13 protein-coding genes, 2 pseudogenes and 1 riboswitch are annotated in these 15,538 nt (G+C 73.7%); of the genes and pseudogenes, 7 read left to right on the top strand and 8 right to left on the bottom strand.

Annotated features, from left to right (window positions below):
* Positions 1–231: 231 nt before the first annotated feature.
* Positions 232–288 carry a trp operon leader peptide gene (locus ACMA1D_RS22210; protein ID WP_414725816.1) on the bottom strand — a complete coding sequence of 19 codons (57 nt, stop codon included), beginning with the start codon at positions 286–288 and terminating at the stop codon, positions 232–234.
* A gap of 309 nt (positions 289–597) precedes the next feature.
* Here ACMA1D_RS22210 and ACMA1D_RS22205 point away from each other — a divergent pair, with 309 nt between their 5' ends.
* Positions 598–1,947, top strand: coding sequence for a class II 3-deoxy-7-phosphoheptulonate synthase (locus tag ACMA1D_RS22205; protein WP_414725768.1), 1,350 nt, complete (start codon positions 598–600; stop codon positions 1,945–1,947).
* A 161-nt stretch (positions 1,948–2,108) separates the two neighbouring features.
* Positions 2,109–2,387 (top strand): bacterioferritin-associated ferredoxin, encoded by a 279-nt coding sequence (locus ACMA1D_RS22200; protein WP_414725767.1) that lies wholly within the window; start codon positions 2,109–2,111, stop codon positions 2,385–2,387.
* Between the two features lie 115 nt (positions 2,388–2,502).
* On the opposite strand, the gene bfr is transcribed toward ACMA1D_RS22200, so the two are convergent.
* Positions 2,503–2,982 carry a bacterioferritin gene (gene bfr, locus ACMA1D_RS22195; protein WP_414725766.1) on the bottom strand — a complete coding sequence of 160 codons (480 nt, stop codon included), beginning with the start codon at positions 2,980–2,982 and terminating at the stop codon, positions 2,503–2,505.
* Positions 2,983–3,139: 157 nt separating this feature from the next.
* Here bfr and ACMA1D_RS22190 point away from each other — a divergent pair, with 157 nt between their 5' ends.
* Positions 3,140–3,763, top strand: a complete 624-nt coding sequence (locus ACMA1D_RS22190; protein ID WP_349995495.1) for a sulfite oxidase-like oxidoreductase — start codon at positions 3,140–3,142, stop codon at positions 3,761–3,763.
* A 142-nt stretch (positions 3,764–3,905) separates the two neighbouring features.
* Here the strand turns inward: ACMA1D_RS22190 and ACMA1D_RS22185 are convergent, their stop codons facing one another.
* The 6 genes and pseudogenes from ACMA1D_RS22185 to ACMA1D_RS22160 form a co-directional block, all read right to left on the bottom strand.
* Positions 3,906–4,781, bottom strand: coding sequence for a deoxyribonuclease IV (locus ACMA1D_RS22185; RefSeq protein WP_414725765.1), 876 nt, complete (start codon positions 4,779–4,781; stop codon positions 3,906–3,908).
* Between the two features lie 245 nt (positions 4,782–5,026).
* Positions 5,027–7,018: a Stk1 family PASTA domain-containing Ser/Thr kinase gene (pknB, locus tag ACMA1D_RS22180; RefSeq protein WP_414725764.1), complete on the bottom strand. Its 1,992-nt coding sequence runs from the start codon at positions 7,016–7,018 to the stop codon at positions 5,027–5,029.
* A 456-nt stretch (positions 7,019–7,474) separates the two neighbouring features.
* The gene (locus ACMA1D_RS22175; protein ID WP_414725763.1) at positions 7,475–8,437 is read right to left on the bottom strand and encodes a thiazole synthase; all 963 of its coding nucleotides are present in this window, start codon (positions 8,435–8,437) and stop codon (positions 7,475–7,477) included.
* A gap of 10 nt (positions 8,438–8,447) precedes the next feature.
* Positions 8,448–8,666, bottom strand: coding sequence for a sulfur carrier protein ThiS (gene thiS, locus ACMA1D_RS22170; protein WP_349995501.1), 219 nt, complete (start codon positions 8,664–8,666; stop codon positions 8,448–8,450).
* Between the two features lie 319 nt (positions 8,667–8,985).
* A pseudogene (locus ACMA1D_RS22165) lies at positions 8,986–9,579 on the bottom strand (FAD-dependent oxidoreductase); the annotation flags it as partial.
* 189 nt (positions 9,580–9,768) lie between these two features.
* A pseudogene (locus ACMA1D_RS22160) lies at positions 9,769–10,302 on the bottom strand (FAD-dependent oxidoreductase); the annotation flags it as partial.
* Positions 10,303–11,252: 950 nt separating this feature from the next.
* Positions 11,253–11,364, bottom strand: a riboswitch (TPP riboswitch).
* Positions 11,365–11,737: 373 nt separating this feature from the next.
* On the opposite strand from ACMA1D_RS22160, the gene ACMA1D_RS22155 reads away from it, so the two are divergent.
* The 4 genes from ACMA1D_RS22155 (at position 11,738) to metF (ending at position 15,520) form a co-directional block, all read left to right on the top strand.
* The gene (locus ACMA1D_RS22155) at positions 11,738–12,916 is read left to right on the top strand and encodes an NAD(P)/FAD-dependent oxidoreductase (protein ID WP_414725815.1); all 1,179 of its coding nucleotides are present in this window, start codon (positions 11,738–11,740) and stop codon (positions 12,914–12,916) included.
* 175 nt (positions 12,917–13,091) lie between these two features.
* Positions 13,092–13,457, top strand: coding sequence for an Rv2175c family DNA-binding protein (locus tag ACMA1D_RS22150; RefSeq protein ID WP_349997157.1), 366 nt, complete (start codon positions 13,092–13,094; stop codon positions 13,455–13,457).
* A gap of 154 nt (positions 13,458–13,611) precedes the next feature.
* Positions 13,612–14,283: a thiamine phosphate synthase gene (thiE, locus tag ACMA1D_RS22145; RefSeq protein ID WP_414725762.1), complete on the top strand. Its 672-nt coding sequence runs from the start codon at positions 13,612–13,614 to the stop codon at positions 14,281–14,283.
* 319 nt (positions 14,284–14,602) lie between these two features.
* Complete coding sequence (gene metF / locus ACMA1D_RS22140) at positions 14,603–15,520, top strand: methylenetetrahydrofolate reductase [NAD(P)H] (RefSeq protein WP_414725761.1); 918 nt, start codon at positions 14,603–14,605, stop codon at positions 15,518–15,520.
* Positions 15,521–15,538 lie beyond the last annotated feature (18 nt).

Here is a 15,538-nt window from a genome sequence, read left to right as displayed (position 1 = left end):
GCTGCCCGCGGTCGTGGTGGCGGGTGTTTCACCGGGGCCGGGGGTGCCGGGAGTGGCAGCGGCATCGGCGGTGGCAGTGGTGGGGCGCGGTGCGGGGTGGTGCGACACGGCGGTTCCTTCCGTCCGGGGCGGTCCGCGTTGCGTGCTGGACCTGGGGGAGAGGAACGGCCGGTGGAAACAGCGAAGGCCGCCCCTCGGGCGGCCTTCGCGTGATGTCTGGAGAACGCGCGATCAGTGGGCCGCCGGATGAGCGGTCCACCACCAGAAACGGGTCTGCTGCGCGTACATGGGCGGCACCCTACCCCACGGATGCGGCGGTCGTGCAGCGGCCGACGACACCGGGCCGACCCGGCGGCGGCCGGTCGCGGGGCCGCCGCGGCCCGGTCTCCGACGGGCCCGCGCCGCCGCCGGCCGGGCGGCGTACTGGCCGCCAGGGCCCGGATCTGCACCAGGACGAAGCGGAGGAGTGGCCACCGCTCGTGAAGCCCTCGGCCGCAGGTGCGCCACGTACCGGCAACCGGTCCGGAACTAGCCGGAAACCGTCTCATCCAGTGGGCGTGGGCGTGGACGTCCGGAAAGACCCCGTAATGTAAAAGCGTGACCGTGAACGCTGAATCCCACGCCGGTGGCAACACCTGGCGCTCCCTGACCGCGGCGCAGCAGCCCGATTGGCCGGACTCCGAGGCTCTGCGCGATGTGATCGCCGAGCTTGAGTCCTATCCGCCGCTCGTCTTCGCGGGCGAATGCGACCAGTTGCGCAGCCGTATCGGTGCGGTGGCCCGTGGCGAGGCGTTCCTGCTCCAGGGCGGCGACTGCGCGGAGGCGTTCGACGCGGTCGGCGCCGACCAGATCCGCAACAAGCTCAAGACGCTGTTGCAGATGGGCGCGGTGCTCACGTACGCCGGCTCGGTGCCGGTGGTCAAGGTCGGCCGGATCGCCGGCCAGTACAGCAAGCCGCGCTCCAAGCCGACCGAGACCCGCGACGGCGTCACGCTCCCCACCTACCGGGGCGACTCGGTCAACGGCTTCGAGTTCACCGAGGCGGCCCGCATCCCGAACCCGGAGCGCCTCAAGCGGATGTACCACGCGTCCGCCGCCACGCTGAACCTGGTGCGCGCCTTCACCACCGGCGGCTACGCCGACCTGCGCCAGGTGCACGCCTGGAACCAGGACTTCGTCAAGTCCTCGCCGTCCGGGCAGCGTTACGAGGCGCTGGCGCGCGAGATCGACCGCGCACTGAACTTCATGAACGCCTGCGGGGTCGACCCGGAGGAGTTCAAGACCGTCGAGTTCTACGCCTCGCACGAGGCCCTGGTGCTCGACTACGAGTCGGCGCTGACCCGCATCGACTCGCGCACCGGCGACCTGTACGACGTCTCCGGCCACATGGTGTGGATCGGCGAGCGCACCCGGCAGCTCGACGGCGCCCACATCGAGTTCGCCTCCAAGATCCGCAACCCGATCGGTGTGAAGCTCGGCCCGACCACCACGGCCGAGGACGCGCTCACCCTGATCGAGCGGCTCGACCCGAACCGCGAGCCGGGCCGGCTCACCTTCATCACCCGGATGGGTGCGGACAAGGTGCGCGACAAGCTGCCCACGCTGGTCGAGAAGGTCACCGCGTCCGGCGCCCGGGTGGCCTGGATCTGTGACCCGATGCACGGCAACACCTTCGAAGCGGCCTCCGGCCACAAGACCCGCCGCTTCGACGACGTGCTGGACGAGGTCAAGGGCTTCTTCGAGGTGCACAAGGGCCTCGGCACGCACCCCGGCGGCATCCACGTCGAGCTGACCGGCGACGACGTCACCGAGTGCGTGGGCGGTGGCGACGAGATCTTCGTGGACGACCTGCACCAGCGCTACGAGACGGCCTGCGACCCCAGGCTCAACCGCAGCCAGTCGCTGGACCTGGCCTTCCTGGTGGCGGAGATGTACCGGGACCAGTGAGCACCGGCCGGTGAACGGCGCAGTGGGGCGCGGATCTGTGATCCGCGCCCCACTGTTTTGCCCCCGACTGTTCTCCCTGCCGGGAGGCGGGTAAGGTTAGGGTAACCTCAGCGATCAATGCTGCGGGGGTTTCCCTATCAATCCCGTACGGGGGTGACCGCATGTACGTCTGCTCTTGCTTCGGCATCACCGAGCAGCAGGTACGTGAACATGCGGAAAGCGGGGCGTGTACCCCCCGCCAAATAGCCTCGGCCAGCAAGGCGGGCACCGACTGCGGGTCCTGCGTGCGCCGCATCCAGGCGCTGCTCGGGCGCGGCGCCGGGTGCCCGCGCCGTGCGGTCCTCGACCACCTCGGCGCCGAAGGCGCGGCCACCGCGCTGGCCGCCGAAGAGCCGGCGCCGTTGCCCACGGCGCCCCTGCCGGTCACCGAAGCCGCCTGAGCGGGGCGCCCCGGGCGGGGGCCGTCCGTTCGGACAGGGCCGATCCCGGTGGGCGTCGATACGGCCGGCCGCGCTGAGCGGCGAGCCGTGATCAGCGAATCGTAGGGAGCGCGGGTCAGCTCTCCGGCTGCTCGATGAGCTGGGCGATGTACAGCGGCTCGCCGAGCTTCTCGATCAGTTCGAGCTGGGTGTCGAGGTAGTCGATGTGCTTCTCCTCGTCCTCCAGGATGCTTTCGAAGATGTTGGCCGAGGTGATGTCGCCCTTGGCGCGCATCACCTCAATGCCGCGCCGCAGCCGGTCGATCGCCTCCACCTCGACCTGCCGGTCGGCCTGGAACATCTCGGTCACCGTCTGACCCACGCGCACGTGGAACAGCCGCTGATAGTTGGGCAGGCCCTCCAGGAACAGAATCCGGTCGGTCAGCACCTCGGCGTGCTTCATCTCGTCGATCGACTCATGGCGGGTGTACTTCGCGAGCTTGGTCCAACCGAAGTTCTCCTGCATTTTCGCGTGCAGGAAGTACTGGTTGATCGCGGTGAGCTCACCAGTGAGCTGCTCGTTGAGAAATTCGATGACCTCGGGGTCGCCCTGCATCGCAGAGACTCCTTCCAATCCATGCGGGAACGGGAGTTCGCGCGCATCCTCGCACCGCGCCGCCGACACCGTCCAGTAAGTGCATGCTTAGTACGAGTTGCCCGAATGGGAGAGCCGCTGGTCACGACCACCCCCGAAGGTCTGACACCATGGAGGCATGGGTCAGCCGGAAAACCACGAAGGGGCGCAAGAACAGCTACCTCCGGGACAACGGCTGCAACGGGGCTGGCCGGTCACCCACTACGGCCCGGTGCCCAGGTTCCGCCCGGATCGCTGGGAGTTCCGGGTATTCGGCGCAACGGCCGACGGCGACAAGCACTGCTGGACGCACGAGGAATTCTCGGCGTTGCCGTACTCCACGATCGTGGCGGATCTGCACTGCGTCACGAAGTTCAGCATGTTGGGCGCCGAGTGGGGCGGCGTGGCGGCCCGACACTTCCTGGAACTCGCGCCGCCGGCCCCCGATGTCACCCATGTGATGGTGTGGGCCGAATACGGATTCAGCTCAAATCTGCGACTCGCCGATTTCGCGGCCGAGCGGACCATTTTCGCCACGCACAAGAGCGATGAACCACTCACCGCCGAGCACGGATTTCCGGTCCGACTCATCGTGCCCCAGCTCTATGCCTGGAAAGGCCCGAAATGGGTGCGCGGCGTGGAGTACATGACGGCCGACCGCCGCGGTTTCTGGGAAGAGCGCGGCTACCACAACATCGGCGACCCCTGGCGCGAGCAGCGCTACTCGTACCAGGAGGAACCGGGCGACGGCCCCGAACTGTAACCCCGGCCCATCCACCCGTACGGCCGCATGATCGACGGTCGTACGGGCCGGCCGCAGGGGCGGTGCCGGGCGCGGCGGGCAGCGGGCGTACGGCACGGGGCCGGGGCGGGCGTGCGGGGCCTTGGTCCGGGCCCGGGGCCGGTCAGCCGGCGCGGAGTTCCTTGAGCCGGGCCACGTCGGTGGCGTGCCCCTCCTTGCCGCCCGGCGTCTCGATCACCAGCGGTACGCCGGCGGTCGCCGGATGCGCGAACAGGTCGCCGAAGGCGTCGGACCCGATGTGCCCGGCCCCGATGTTCTCGTGCCGGTCCTTGTGGGCGCCGACGACGTCCTTGGAGTCGTTGGCGTGGATCAGTTTCAGCCGTCCTTCGCCGACCACGTCGACCAGTTCGTCGAGCAGCGCCTTGGTGCCGCCCGCGGCGGCCATGTCGTGGCCGGCGGCGAACGCGTGGCAGGTGTCCAGGCACACGCCGAGCCGCGGATGGCGGTCCAGCGCGTCGAAGTAGGGTCCCAGGTCCTCGGCGAGCGAGCAGAGCGAGGCGCCCTGCCCCGCGGTCGGCTCAAGCAGCAGCCACGGGTCATCGTCGTGCGTGAGCTCGTCGAGCAGCGGCAGCATCCGCTCCCTGACCTGCGCGAGCGCGACGCTACGGGCCCGCCCGCCGGTGGCCGAGCCGGTGTGCACGACCACCCCGCGGGCCCCGATGGCACGGCCCCGGCGCAACGAGTGCCGCAGCGATTCCACCGACTTGTCGACCGTCGCCGGGGTGTGCGAACCGAAGTTGATCAGGTACGGCGCATGGACGTACGCGGGGATCGAGCCGGCGGCGCAGCCGGCGCGGAACTCCTCGTCCTGCCCCGGGTTGCCGGGCGGGGTGGCCCAGCCGCGCGGGTTGGCGACGAAGACCTGTACGGCCTCGGCGGCCAGCTCCCGGGCGTAGGAGAGCCCCACGGAGGCGAGGCCACCGGCGACGGGGACATGGCCGCCGACGGGGTTGCGGGTGCGGATGACAGACGTGCTCACCCACCCAGGGTGCCAGCCGCTCCGCCGCGGTGGGGCGGAGGCCCGGGTGGCGTCGGCCACGCGGGCTTCCCTGCGCGGGCGTGCGGGGCGTTGCCGTGCCCGGCTGCGGGCCGACTGCGCGGTGTGCGGTGGTCGGACGGGGTGCTGCGGTGGGGAGGGGGACAGTTGTCCGGTCCGGTCCGGCCGCTGACGCGCGGGTGTCCGGGCCGGCGCCCGGCCCGCGGGTGCGGGCCGGGCTGCCCGGACTACCGCACCCGCAGCGTGATCTTGCTGCCCTTGGGCGCCTCGTCGCCGCCGCTGACGGACTGGTCGAAGACCTTGTCGCCGAAGAAGAAGCGGGTGACGCCGACCTCGAAGCCGGCCTCCTCCAGCTTCTCCTTGGCGTCGTCCAGGCTGTCGCCCTCGACGTCGGGGACCTCGATCATCTCCTTGCCCTTGGAGAGGGTCAGGGTGATCGTGTCGCCTTCGGCCGCGCGCGCACCCTCCGGCGGGTTCTGCGCAGCCACGGTGTCCTCGTCCTCGTCCGAGTAGATCGGGTCGGGGGCGATCTTGACCTCGAAGCCGGCCTCGCGCAGCTCGTTCTCGGCGTCCTCCGTCGCGGTGCCGATGACGTCCGGCACGTCGATGGGCGCGCCCTTGCTCACGACGATCGCCACGGCCGTGTCGGGCCGGCGCTCGGTGCCCGGCCGCGGGTCCGTGCTGAGCACGTCGCCCTGCTCGGTCTCCTCGCTGAACCGCTCGGTCACCTTGCCGACGCTCAGCCCCGCGTCCTCGATCTTCTTCTTGGCGTCCGTCAGCGACATCCCGGCCACGCCCGGCACCTCGGCGAGCTCCGTACCGCGCGAGACGGTGAGCGTGACCGTGCCGGTGCCCCGGATACGGGCGTTGCTCTTCGGGTGGGTCGAGATGACCCGGCCCTTCTTCACCACGTCGCTGAAGTCGTGCTTGATCTTGACGTCGAGCCCCGCGTCCCTGACCTTCTTCTCGGCCTCCGCCTGCTCCATGCTGAGCACCGCGGGCACGTGCGTGAACTGGCCGGAATTGATGTACCAGACGCCGGCGCCGATGCCGAGGAGCAGCAGCAGCGCCGACACCGCCAGCAGGATCGGACGGCGCGGCATGCGCAGCCCACCGAGGCGGCGGCGGGCCGGGGGCGGCGGGAGCTCGTCGTTGACGGGGCGCTCGGGCACCAGCCGGGGGCGCCGCAGCACGCGCGTCGCGTCGTCGGGCTCGGGGCTGGGCCGCGGCTGGCGGCGGGTGCCGGTGGCCGACGCCTGCGCGGCGGCGACCCGGGGGAGCACGCTCGTACGGTTCTCGGCGCCGGCGCCCGGCACCGGCGCGCCCAGCGTGCCCTCCTTGGCCCGCGGCGGCGCCACGTCGAGCTGGGCGTCGGTCAGGCCCGCGCGCGCCGTCCGCACCAGGCCCAGGAACTCGGCCGCGCCGGCCGGCCGCTGCTCCAGGTCGCGCGCGGTCGCGCGGGCCACCAGGTCGTCCAGCTCCGGGGCGAGCCCGGGCACGCTGGCCGACGGCGGCGGGACGTCCTTGTGCAACTGCTGGTAGAGCACCTGCGCCGGGGTGCTGCCCGCGTGCGGCTTGCCGCCGGTCAACATCTCGTACAGCACCACGCCGCAGGCGTAGACGTCGGCGCGGGTGTCGGCCGTGCCGTGCTCGATCTGCTCGGGCGCCAGATAGGAGACGGTGCCGAGGACGGCGTCCGTGGAGCTGTTGGTGGCCGTGTCGACGGCGCGGACCAGGCCGAAGTCGGCGACCTTGACCCGGCCGTCGTCGCCGATCAGCACGTTCTCCGGCTTCACGTCGCGGTGCACGAGGCCGGCCAGGTGGGCAGCGCCGAGCGCGGCGAGCATCGGTTCCACGACGTCCAGCGCGATCCGCGGCTGGAGCGCACCGCGCTCGCGCAGCACGTCCCGCAGCGTGCAGCCCGCCACGTACTCCATCGCGAGGTAGACGTACGTGCCGTCGGTGCCCTGGTCGAAGACGCCCACCACATTGGGGTGGTCGAGCCGGGCCACCGACTTGGCCTCGCGGATGAACCGCTCGACGAAGGCGGCGTCCGTCGCCAGCGCAGGGTGCATCACCTTGACGGCGAGCACCCGGTCGAGTCGGGTGTCGACGGCCCGGTAGACCGTCGCCATCCCACCGACGGCGATCCGCGCCTCGATCCGATAGCGGCCGTCGAGTACCTGTCCGACGAGCGGGTCCTGAAGGGTCGTATCCACGAGGAAGCAGTCTACGAGCCGCCTCCGACACGCGGACTCACCAGCGTCGAAGCCGGCCGTGACTGAAGCCGAACGGTGACCGGAGGGTGGCACTCCCGTGCGGTGGGGGCGCTGCGCGGTGCTGGTGCTGGTGCTGGTGCTGGTGCTGGTGCTGGTGCTGGTGCCGGTGCCGGGGCCGGGGCGTGGGTGGTGTCGTACGAGGTCGGCGCCGGCACGGTGCGCGCGGGCGGGCGCGCGTGGTGCCGCAGGGGGACGGGCCGCTCTGTTTCGCCCGACGCTTTCCGCGCGCGTGCGCGCGTTGCGGCTCCGGCTCTGGCCCCGGCTCCGGCCTTGTCGCTCGGCCCCGGCCCCCGTCCCTCGGCGGGCCGGCCCGACTCGTCCCCCGCGCGCGTGCGCGTGGCGCCGTACGGGCCGGCCTGCCGGTTTCCTCGGGGTTCGTCCGGCGGGCCGCCGGGCTCAGTCGAACGCCGGCCGCTCCGGGTCGAGTTCCGCCCGGCCTGCCTCGGGGGACGACGCGCGGGCGAAGTGGCGGCGGGGGATGCGGCCGGCGCGGCTGGCCAGCCGGCCCGCAGAGACCGCGTACCGCATCGCCTCGGCCATCAGCTCCGGCTCTTGTGCCCGAGTGACGGCGGACGCCAGCATGACGGCCGCGCAGCCCAGCTCCATCGCGAGCGCCACGTCGGAGGCGGTGCCGGCGCCGGCGTCCAGGATGACCGGGACCCGGGCCTGCTCCACGATGAGCTCGAAGTTGTGCGGGTTGCGGATGCCGAGGCCGGAGCCGATGGGCGAGCCGAGCGGCATGATCGCCGCACAGCCGACGTCCTCCAGCTTGCGCGCGAGTACCGGGTCGTCATTGGTGTACGGCAGCACCGTGAAACCGTCGTCCACCAGCGTCTCGGCCGCGTCGAGCAGTTCGATCGGGTCCGGCAGCAGGGTCCGCTCGTCGGCCACCACCTCCAGCTTCACCCAGTCCGTGCCCAGTGCCTCGCGGGCCAGCCGGGCGGTGAGCACGGCCTCGCCCGCGGTGAAGCAGCCGGCGGTGTTGGGCAGCACCTGGATGCCGAGCCGGCCCAGTACGGACAGGACGGAGCCCTGCACGGTGGGGTTGAGGCGCCGCATGGCGACGGTGGTCAGCTCCGTCCCCGAGGCGATCAGCGCACGCTCCAGGACCTCCAGACTGGGCGCCCCGCCGGTGCCCATGATCAGCCGGGAGGCGAACTCCCGGTCGCCGACGGCCAGCGGATCGACGCAGGGCAGGAACCCGGCGGCTTCCGCACCGGCGTCGGGCGCCGGGCCGGGCGGGGCGCTGGGAGCGGCGGGGCTAGTGGGGGCGGTGGGCGTGGTGGGAGGCGCGGGAGCGCCTCCGGGCGCGGGCCGCTGGTGCTGGTCCGGGTGCTGGTCGAGTGTGGGGCGGGACATGGGGGACGGATCAGCCTCCCTGGACGGCGGTCAGGACCTCGACGCGGTCCCGGGCGGACAGCGCGGTGGTGGGCCACTGCCCGCGCGGTACGACGGTCTCGTTGACCGCGGCGGCGACCCCGCTGGACGCGCCGGTCAGCGTGGCGACGAGCTGGTCGAGCGTGATGCCGTCGGGCACCTGGCGCGGCTCGCCGTTGACGGAGACGGTGAGGGGTACGGAGACGCTCATGCTTGCTGCTCCTGGGGTACGTCGGCCGGCCGGGGCGACCCGGCGGCTGGGTGGACCGGGGAGGGGAGGGCTGGGGTGGCGGGTGTCGCGACGGGGCGCACCGCGTACGCGCGCGTGGCGCGCACGGTGCCGCCGTCGGACCTCGGTGCCGGGGCCGTCACGGCGGGATCGGGCCGGCCGGCCGCCGGGGAACGCCGGCGCCGGCGGTGACGTCGCTGCCCGCGGCCCCGGGGCTGGTGGCCGGGGCGCGAGTGGCTGTGGGGCTGGTGCCGGCGGCGGCGGTGGTGGCTGCGATGTCGCTGGTGGTGGCGCTGGCCGGTGCCGTGGTCCAGCGCAGCGGCGTGAACGGGCGTGCGTAGTCGGGCAGTTCGCCGGTGGTCAGGACGTCTGCCATGACGTCGCCGGTGATCGGTGTGAGCAGCACCCCGTTGCGGTGGTGCCCGGTGGCCAGGACGAGGCCGGGCAGCAGGGTCGGGCCGAGCAGCGGCGCGTTGTCGGGCGAACCGGGGCGCAGCCCGGCCATCGTCTCGACGAGTTCGAGTTCGGTGACCCCCGGCAGCACCTCGTGCGCGTCGCGCAGCAGCTCGTACAGCCCGCCGGCGGTGACGGAGGTGTCCCAGCCGAGCTCCTCCGTGGTGGCGCCGACGATCAGTTCGCCGTCCGCCCTGGGCACCAGGTAGACGTGTCCGCCGCGGACCACGGCCCGTACCGTACGGGACAGGAACGGCCCGGCCGCGGCCAGTGCGGCCGGCACCCGCAGCCGCACCAACTGCCCCTTCACCGGCCGCACCGGCGGCACCACGGGCCCCGGCACCCCGGCCAGCCGGCCGCTGAGACTGCCGCCCGCGAGCACCACCTGACCGGCCGCGACCCGGGTGCCGTCGGCGAGCAGGGCACCGGTGGCCCGGGCACCGTCGGCGAGCGGGGCGGTGCACTCCGCTGCGTGCGTGCCGTACGGCTGCGCATCGCGCGCGGGTGGTTCGTCGGATGCGGCGGGGCCCGTGGGGTGAGCGAGATGGGTGGCGCCAGCGAGGCCAGGAGGGCCAGTGGGGCCGGCGCCCCGTGGTGCGCGTGTGCGGCGCGCGGTGCCCCCGCCCTCCGTGGACACCGTCAACTGCTGGGCCCAACTGCGCCGGATGTCGACGCCGGCCCGTTCGCCGGCCCGCAGCAGGGCGGCGGCCAGCAGCCGCGGGTCGACCTGGTGGTCGCCGCCGACCCACAGCCCGCCGCGCACTCCGGGCGCGAGCAGCGGCTCCATGCGGCGGCAGTCGCGCCCGGTCAGCCACTGTGCGTCCAGGCCGAGCCGCTGTTGGAGCGCGTGCAGGTCGCGCAGTTGGGCGCGGTCGTCGCTGTCGAGCGCAACGGCGAGGGTGCCGCAGGTGCGGTAGCCGATGGAGTGGCCGCTGACCTCGGTGAGTTCGGCCGCGAAGGCGGCGTAGCGGCGGGCGGACGCGAGGTTCAGGCCCAGCAGCGTCTCCTCGCCGAAGTGCGTCTCGGTGACCGCGGCCAACATGCCGGCCGCAACCTGCGCCGCCCCGTTGCCCGGCGCCGGGTCGGCCAGCACGGTCCGCAGCCCGCGCTGCGCCGCCCGCCAGGCGGTGACCAGCCCGATGATGCCCCCGCCGATCACCAGCACGTCGCAGCGGACGTCGCTGCGGACGTCGTTGCGCGCGGGCGGCTGCGCCGTCTGGGCCGTGTGGCCTGGCTGGCCTGTCTGGGCTGGCTCGGTGGCGGGCGGCGGGCCCGTCGTGGGTGCCGGTAGGGGCGCGGCGACGGGGTACGGGGCGGGGGTCTGCCCGTCCCGGCCCCCGGCCGGTGGGGCGCCGGGTGCGGTGGCCGGAGGCAGCGGGCCGGCCGCAGGCAGTGGTTCGGGCGGGGTGGCCGGGCCGACGGTCGCCGTGGCCCCGGGCCTGGCGTCGGGCCGCCGCCGCACCGCCGCGACGGCCGGGCCCATGGCAGGTCCCACAGCCGGTCCCACGGCTGGTTCGGTGGCTGGGCCGGCGGTCGGCCCCACGGCCGGCCGGACGGCTGGAGCGGCGGTGGGACCGGAGGCCGGACCAGGGACGGGCACGCGGGCCGCGCCGTTCCCCCCGCGCGCTTCGTCCGCCCCGTCCGCCCCTTCCGCCCGGGGGCTGGCCGCCGCAGCGGCGCCACGGAGCAGTCCGTCGGCACCGTGCCCCAAGCCGTGCCCCGTGCCAGCGGCACCGTGCCCCATGCCGTGCCCCGCGGCGCGCTCCGTACCCCCCGTCATGCGGACCTCCGCACGCCGGCCGGCACCGCGCGGGCCCGGGAACCAGTGAACGGAGCGGCTCCGCAGCCGGCCGCGGGGCATGCGAGCGGCGCGGTCAGCCGGACACTCGGCCGTCGCGCCGTACGCCGTTGAACAGACTGAACAGGCCGCGGCGCGAAGGCGGCGCCCCGCGCGCCCACGCGCGCGAGGCGCACCGGTCGGCCGGTGCGGAACGGTGCGCACCGCCGCCGGCGGCCGGCACGCACCGGGGCGCGCCGGTGCGCGCCGCCGGGACGGTGTCGATGGTCGGGCGGGGGCGGCACGGGCGCCGGACCCCCCTCGTTGGCAGACGCGTGCATGGGCGTCCAGCCCCTCCCTTCGCCGGAATGACCCGGATCAGGTTCGTACGGTCGGGGGCCGCCAGCCCCCCTCTCAGCCCAGTGCGTCCGGGCTCCCGCGAGTGGTGTGCACCCGCCACCCTAATACGGCCGTACGGGGCTCGGATAAGGATCTGGCCCCGGGGCGTCCGCCCCGCCGGAACGCTGCCGGACCACGGCCGGACCGCCCACGGACCACCACCGGACCGCCGCCAGGCCACCGCAGGACCACGGCCGACGGGGCCGGCGCCGAGCGCACCGCACGGCCCCGTAGGACCGTCCGGCGACGTCGGCCACCTTGTGTCGGAGATCTCCCCGCACGGCGCTGCGGGCGGCGCCACCGGCCGTCTTACAGTGATCGCGTGAGCGAGGACACCGAGGAAGCGGAGATCGGCCGCAGGGGCGGCGACGTGACCGGTGGCCCGAGCGACAGCGACCGCCGGGTCGTCATCGTCGGGGCTGGGATGGCCGGGGTGCAGACCGCCGTGGCGCTGCGGGAGCAGGGCTGGACCGGCCGGGTCGTGGTGCTGGGCGCGGAACCGCACCAGCCGTACGACCGGCCGCCGCTGTCGAAGGCGGTGCTGCTCGGCAAGGCCGAGGGCTCGGCCTTCGACGTGGACTTCGCCGCGCTCGGCATCGAACTCAGACTCGGCCTGCGGGTCAGCGGCGTGCGCCCGGAGCAGCGGCTGGTCGACACCGACGAGGGCCCCGTCGCGTACCGCCACCTGGTGATCGCCACCGGCGCCGAGCCGATCGCACTGCCCGGCAGCGAGGGCGTGCCCGGCGTGCACCTGCTGCGCACGCTCGACGACGCGCAGCGGCTGCGGCCCGTACTGGCCGAACAGCACGACGTGGTCGTCGTCGGCGCGGGCTGGATCGGCGCCGAGTTCGCGACCGCGGCCCGCGAGGCGGGCTGCAACGTCACCGTGGTGGAGGCCGCCGACCGCCCGCTGGCCGGCGCGCTGCCCGGCGCGGTGGCCAGCCACATGGCCACCTGGTACGCGGACAGCGGCGCGGAACTGCGGACCGGCGCCCGGGTCGCGGCGGTCGAGCCCGGGGCGGTGGTGCTCGCCGACGGGACCCGGCTGCCGGCCGGCGCGGTGGTCGTCGGCATCGGCGCCCGGCCGGCCACCGGGTGGCTCGCCGGTTCGGGCATCGCGCTCGCCCCGGACGGCTCGGTGCTCGCCGACGATGCGCTGCGCGCCTCGGCCCCCGACGTGTACGCGGTCGGCGACTGCGTCTCCTTCCCGTCCGCCCGCTACGGGGCGCGGCTCCTCGTCCACCACTGGGACAACGCGCTCCAGGGCCCGCGCACGGTCGCCGCCCACATCGTCGGCAGCGAGACCGCCCTGGTCACCGCGGACCGCTACGACCCGGTGCCGTACTTCTGGTCCGAGCAGTTCGGCCGGTTCGTGCAGTACGCGGGGCACCACGCGGGCGCGGACACGATGCTCTGGCGTGGCGATCCGACCAGCGCCGCCTGGACCGTGTGCTGGCTGCGGGACGGGGCGCTGGTCGCCCTCCTCGCGGTCGGCCGCCCGCGCGACCTGACCCAGGGCCGCAAGCTCATCGAACAGGCCGCCCACCTCGACGAGGCCCGCGCGACCGACCCGACGGTGCCGCTGAAGTCGGCGGTGCGGTAGAGGCTGGGGAGACGGGGCGCCGGCCCCCGGCGCCCCGGCCGGAACCCCCTCCGCCGCTGCCGGCCTTGGGAAACCGCAGGTCAAACGGTCCAATCGAGGTCAGCCACGGGTGACCGCCAGGGGTGGCGGACCGTTCCGGCTACCGACTGTCAGTCCCAGATGGCAGGCTTGTCCCGTGACCGAGATTGACGCAAAGACCGATGCTCTCGTCCCTACCTGGCTCACCCTGCCCGACATCGCCGAGCTACTCGACGTCGAGGTGACCCGCGTGCGGCAACTGGTGAAGGAGGGCCAGTTGATCGCGGTGCGCCGTGGCGAGAACCGTGTGCTCCAGGTGCCGGCCGAGTTCATCGGCGAAGGCCGCATCATCAAGGGCCTCGTCGGCACCCTGACGTTGCTGCGGGACGACGGCTTCACCGACGAAGAGATGCTGGAGTGGCTCTTCACGGCCGACCCGACGCTCCCCGGCACCCCCGCACAGGCGCTCCGCGAGAACCGCGGCACGGAGGTGAAGCGCCGGGCGCAGGCGCTCGCGGTGTAGCGCGGGCCCGGGCCGGCCACCGCCGGTGGCCCCCGGCCCGCCACGCGCCCGCGATGCTTCGCCATCCGTAGAACACGCAACCGCTCGGCGTACGGGCCGGGCCCCGACCCGGCCGCCCGGCCCGTACGCCGCCGAACTGGGGGGAGGCCGATCCATGGCCACCGCACGCCAGCAACTCGCCGACGCCCGGCTCTACCTGTGCACGGACGCCCGCAAACGCCAGGGTGACCTGCCGGAATTCCTCGATGCGGTGCTCGCCGCCGGGGTGGACGTCGTGCAGTTGCGGGACAAGGGCCTGGAGGCGGCCGAGGAGCTCGACCACCTCGCGGTCTTCGCCGACGCCTGTCGCCGGCACGGCAAGCTGCTCGCCGTCAACGACCGGGCGGACGTCGCCTTCGCCGCCCGCGGCACCAAGGCCGCGTCCGGCGCCGACGTGCTGCACCTGGGCCAGGGCGACCTACCGGTGCCGACCGCCCGGGCGATCCTCGGCGACGAGGTGCTGATCGGGCGGTCGACCCACGCCGAGGAGGAGGCCCGGGCGGCGTCCGTGGAGCCCGGCGTGGACTACTACTGCACCGGCCCCTGCTGGCCCACCCCGACCAAGCCGGGCCGCCCCGCACCCGGACTCTCCCTGGTGCGGTACGCGGCCTCGCTCGACGCCGACCGGCCCTGGTTCGCCATCGGCGGAATCGACGCCACCAACCTCGATGAGGTGCTCGACGCCGGTGCCCGCCGGGTCGTGGTGGTGCGCGCCCTCACCGAGGCCACCGACCCGGCCGCGGCGACCGCGGACCTCGCCCGGCGGATACGCGAACGGGCGGCGTAGCCGGCCGGGGGCGGGAGCCGGGACCGGGGCAGGCCCGGAGCCGGGGCGGGCCCGGGGCGGGCGGGGTGTGGCGAGCGTCTCAGGGGAAACACGGGCCCCCTCGGCCGCACGCCGGGGACGGCGCGTTCCGTACCCGGCCCGCCGCCCCACCACGGGCCGACCACCGGCCTCCGGCGCTGCTCAGAGCCGTACGCGCGGTACCCGCGGGCCCTCCCACGCGCCAGCCGCCCTGTCCGAAACCTGGACAACGAACGGTGCTAATCGGGCATATCGCAACGGAAGGTTGGGGCGCCGCCGGCAGCCTGGATAACCTGCTGGTATGGCCCTAGGTACAGCGTCCACCCGGACCGACCGCGCTCGCACCGTACGCGACCTCCTCGCGTCCGGTGAACAGTCGTACTCGTTCGAGTTCGCGGCCCCGAAAACGGAGAAGGGCGAGCGGACCCTGTGGAACGCCATCCGCCGCATCGAGGCCGTGGCCCCCACCTTCGTCTCCGTGACGTACGGGGCCGGCGGTTCCTCGCGTGAGGGCACCGTGCGGGCGACCGAGCGGATCGCCACCGACACCACGCTGACCCCCGTCGCCCACCTCACCGCGGTCAACCACTCGCTCAGCGAACTCCGCAACGTGATCGGCCAGTACGCCGACGCGGGCATCCGCAACATGCTCGCGGTCCGCGGCGACCCGCCGGGCGACCCGATGGGCGAGTGGGTGCGCCACCCGCAGGGCGTGACCTACGCCGCCGAACTCGTCGAGCTGATCAAGGAGTCGGGCGACTTCTGCGTCGGCGTCGCGGCCTTCCCCGAGATGCACCCGCGCTCGACGGACTGGGAAACCGACATCGGGCACTTCATCGACAAGTGCCGCGCGGGCGCCGACTTCGCGATCACCCAGATGTTCTTCTACCCGGAGGACTACCTGCGGCTGCGCGACCGGGTGGCGGCGGCGGGTTGTCCGACGCCGATCATTCCGGAGATCATGCCCGTCACCAACGTCCGGCAGATCGAGCGCTTCGCCCAGTTGAGCAACGCCGCCTTCCCGCCCGAACTCGCCTCGCGCATCCTGGCGGTCAAGGACGATCCGGCGGCTGTACGCTCAATCGGAATCGACTACGCCACCGAACTGTGCGCGCGGTTGATGGCCGAGGAGATCCCCGGGCTGCACTTCATCACCCTGAACCACTCCACGGCCACGCTGGAAATCTACGAGAACCTGGGGCTGCACCGACGCCCCTGACAGTCGTGACGGCCGCAA

Origin of the sequence: Streptomyces sp. 796.1, from assembly GCF_047525675.1 — a bacterium.
Lineage (GTDB): Bacteria > Actinomycetota > Actinomycetes > Streptomycetales > Streptomycetaceae > Streptomyces.
Note: the sequence above shows the minus strand (reverse complement) of the source record. Positions and strands in the feature narration are given on the sequence as shown.

Coding starts and splice junctions, on each gene's coding strand:
- metF (WP_414725761.1), top strand. CDS start 14,603: ATGGCCCTAGGTACAGCGTCCACCCGGACCGACCGCGCTCGCACCGTA.
- bfr (WP_414725766.1), bottom strand. CDS start 2,982: ATGCAGGGCGACCCCGAGGTCATCGAATTTCTCAACGAGCAGCTCACT.
- ACMA1D_RS22190 (WP_349995495.1), top strand. CDS start 3,140: ATGGGTCAGCCGGAAAACCACGAAGGGGCGCAAGAACAGCTACCTCCG.
- ACMA1D_RS22175 (WP_414725763.1), bottom strand. CDS start 8,437: ATGTCCCGCCCCACACTCGACCAGCACCCGGACCAGCACCAGCGGCCC.
- ACMA1D_RS22155 (WP_414725815.1), top strand. CDS start 11,738: ATGGCCGGGGTGCAGACCGCCGTGGCGCTGCGGGAGCAGGGCTGGACC.
- ACMA1D_RS22200 (WP_414725767.1), top strand. CDS start 2,109: ATGTACGTCTGCTCTTGCTTCGGCATCACCGAGCAGCAGGTACGTGAA.
- thiE (WP_414725762.1), top strand. CDS start 13,612: ATGGCCACCGCACGCCAGCAACTCGCCGACGCCCGGCTCTACCTGTGC.
- thiS (WP_349995501.1), bottom strand. CDS start 8,666: ATGAGCGTCTCCGTACCCCTCACCGTCTCCGTCAACGGCGAGCCGCGC.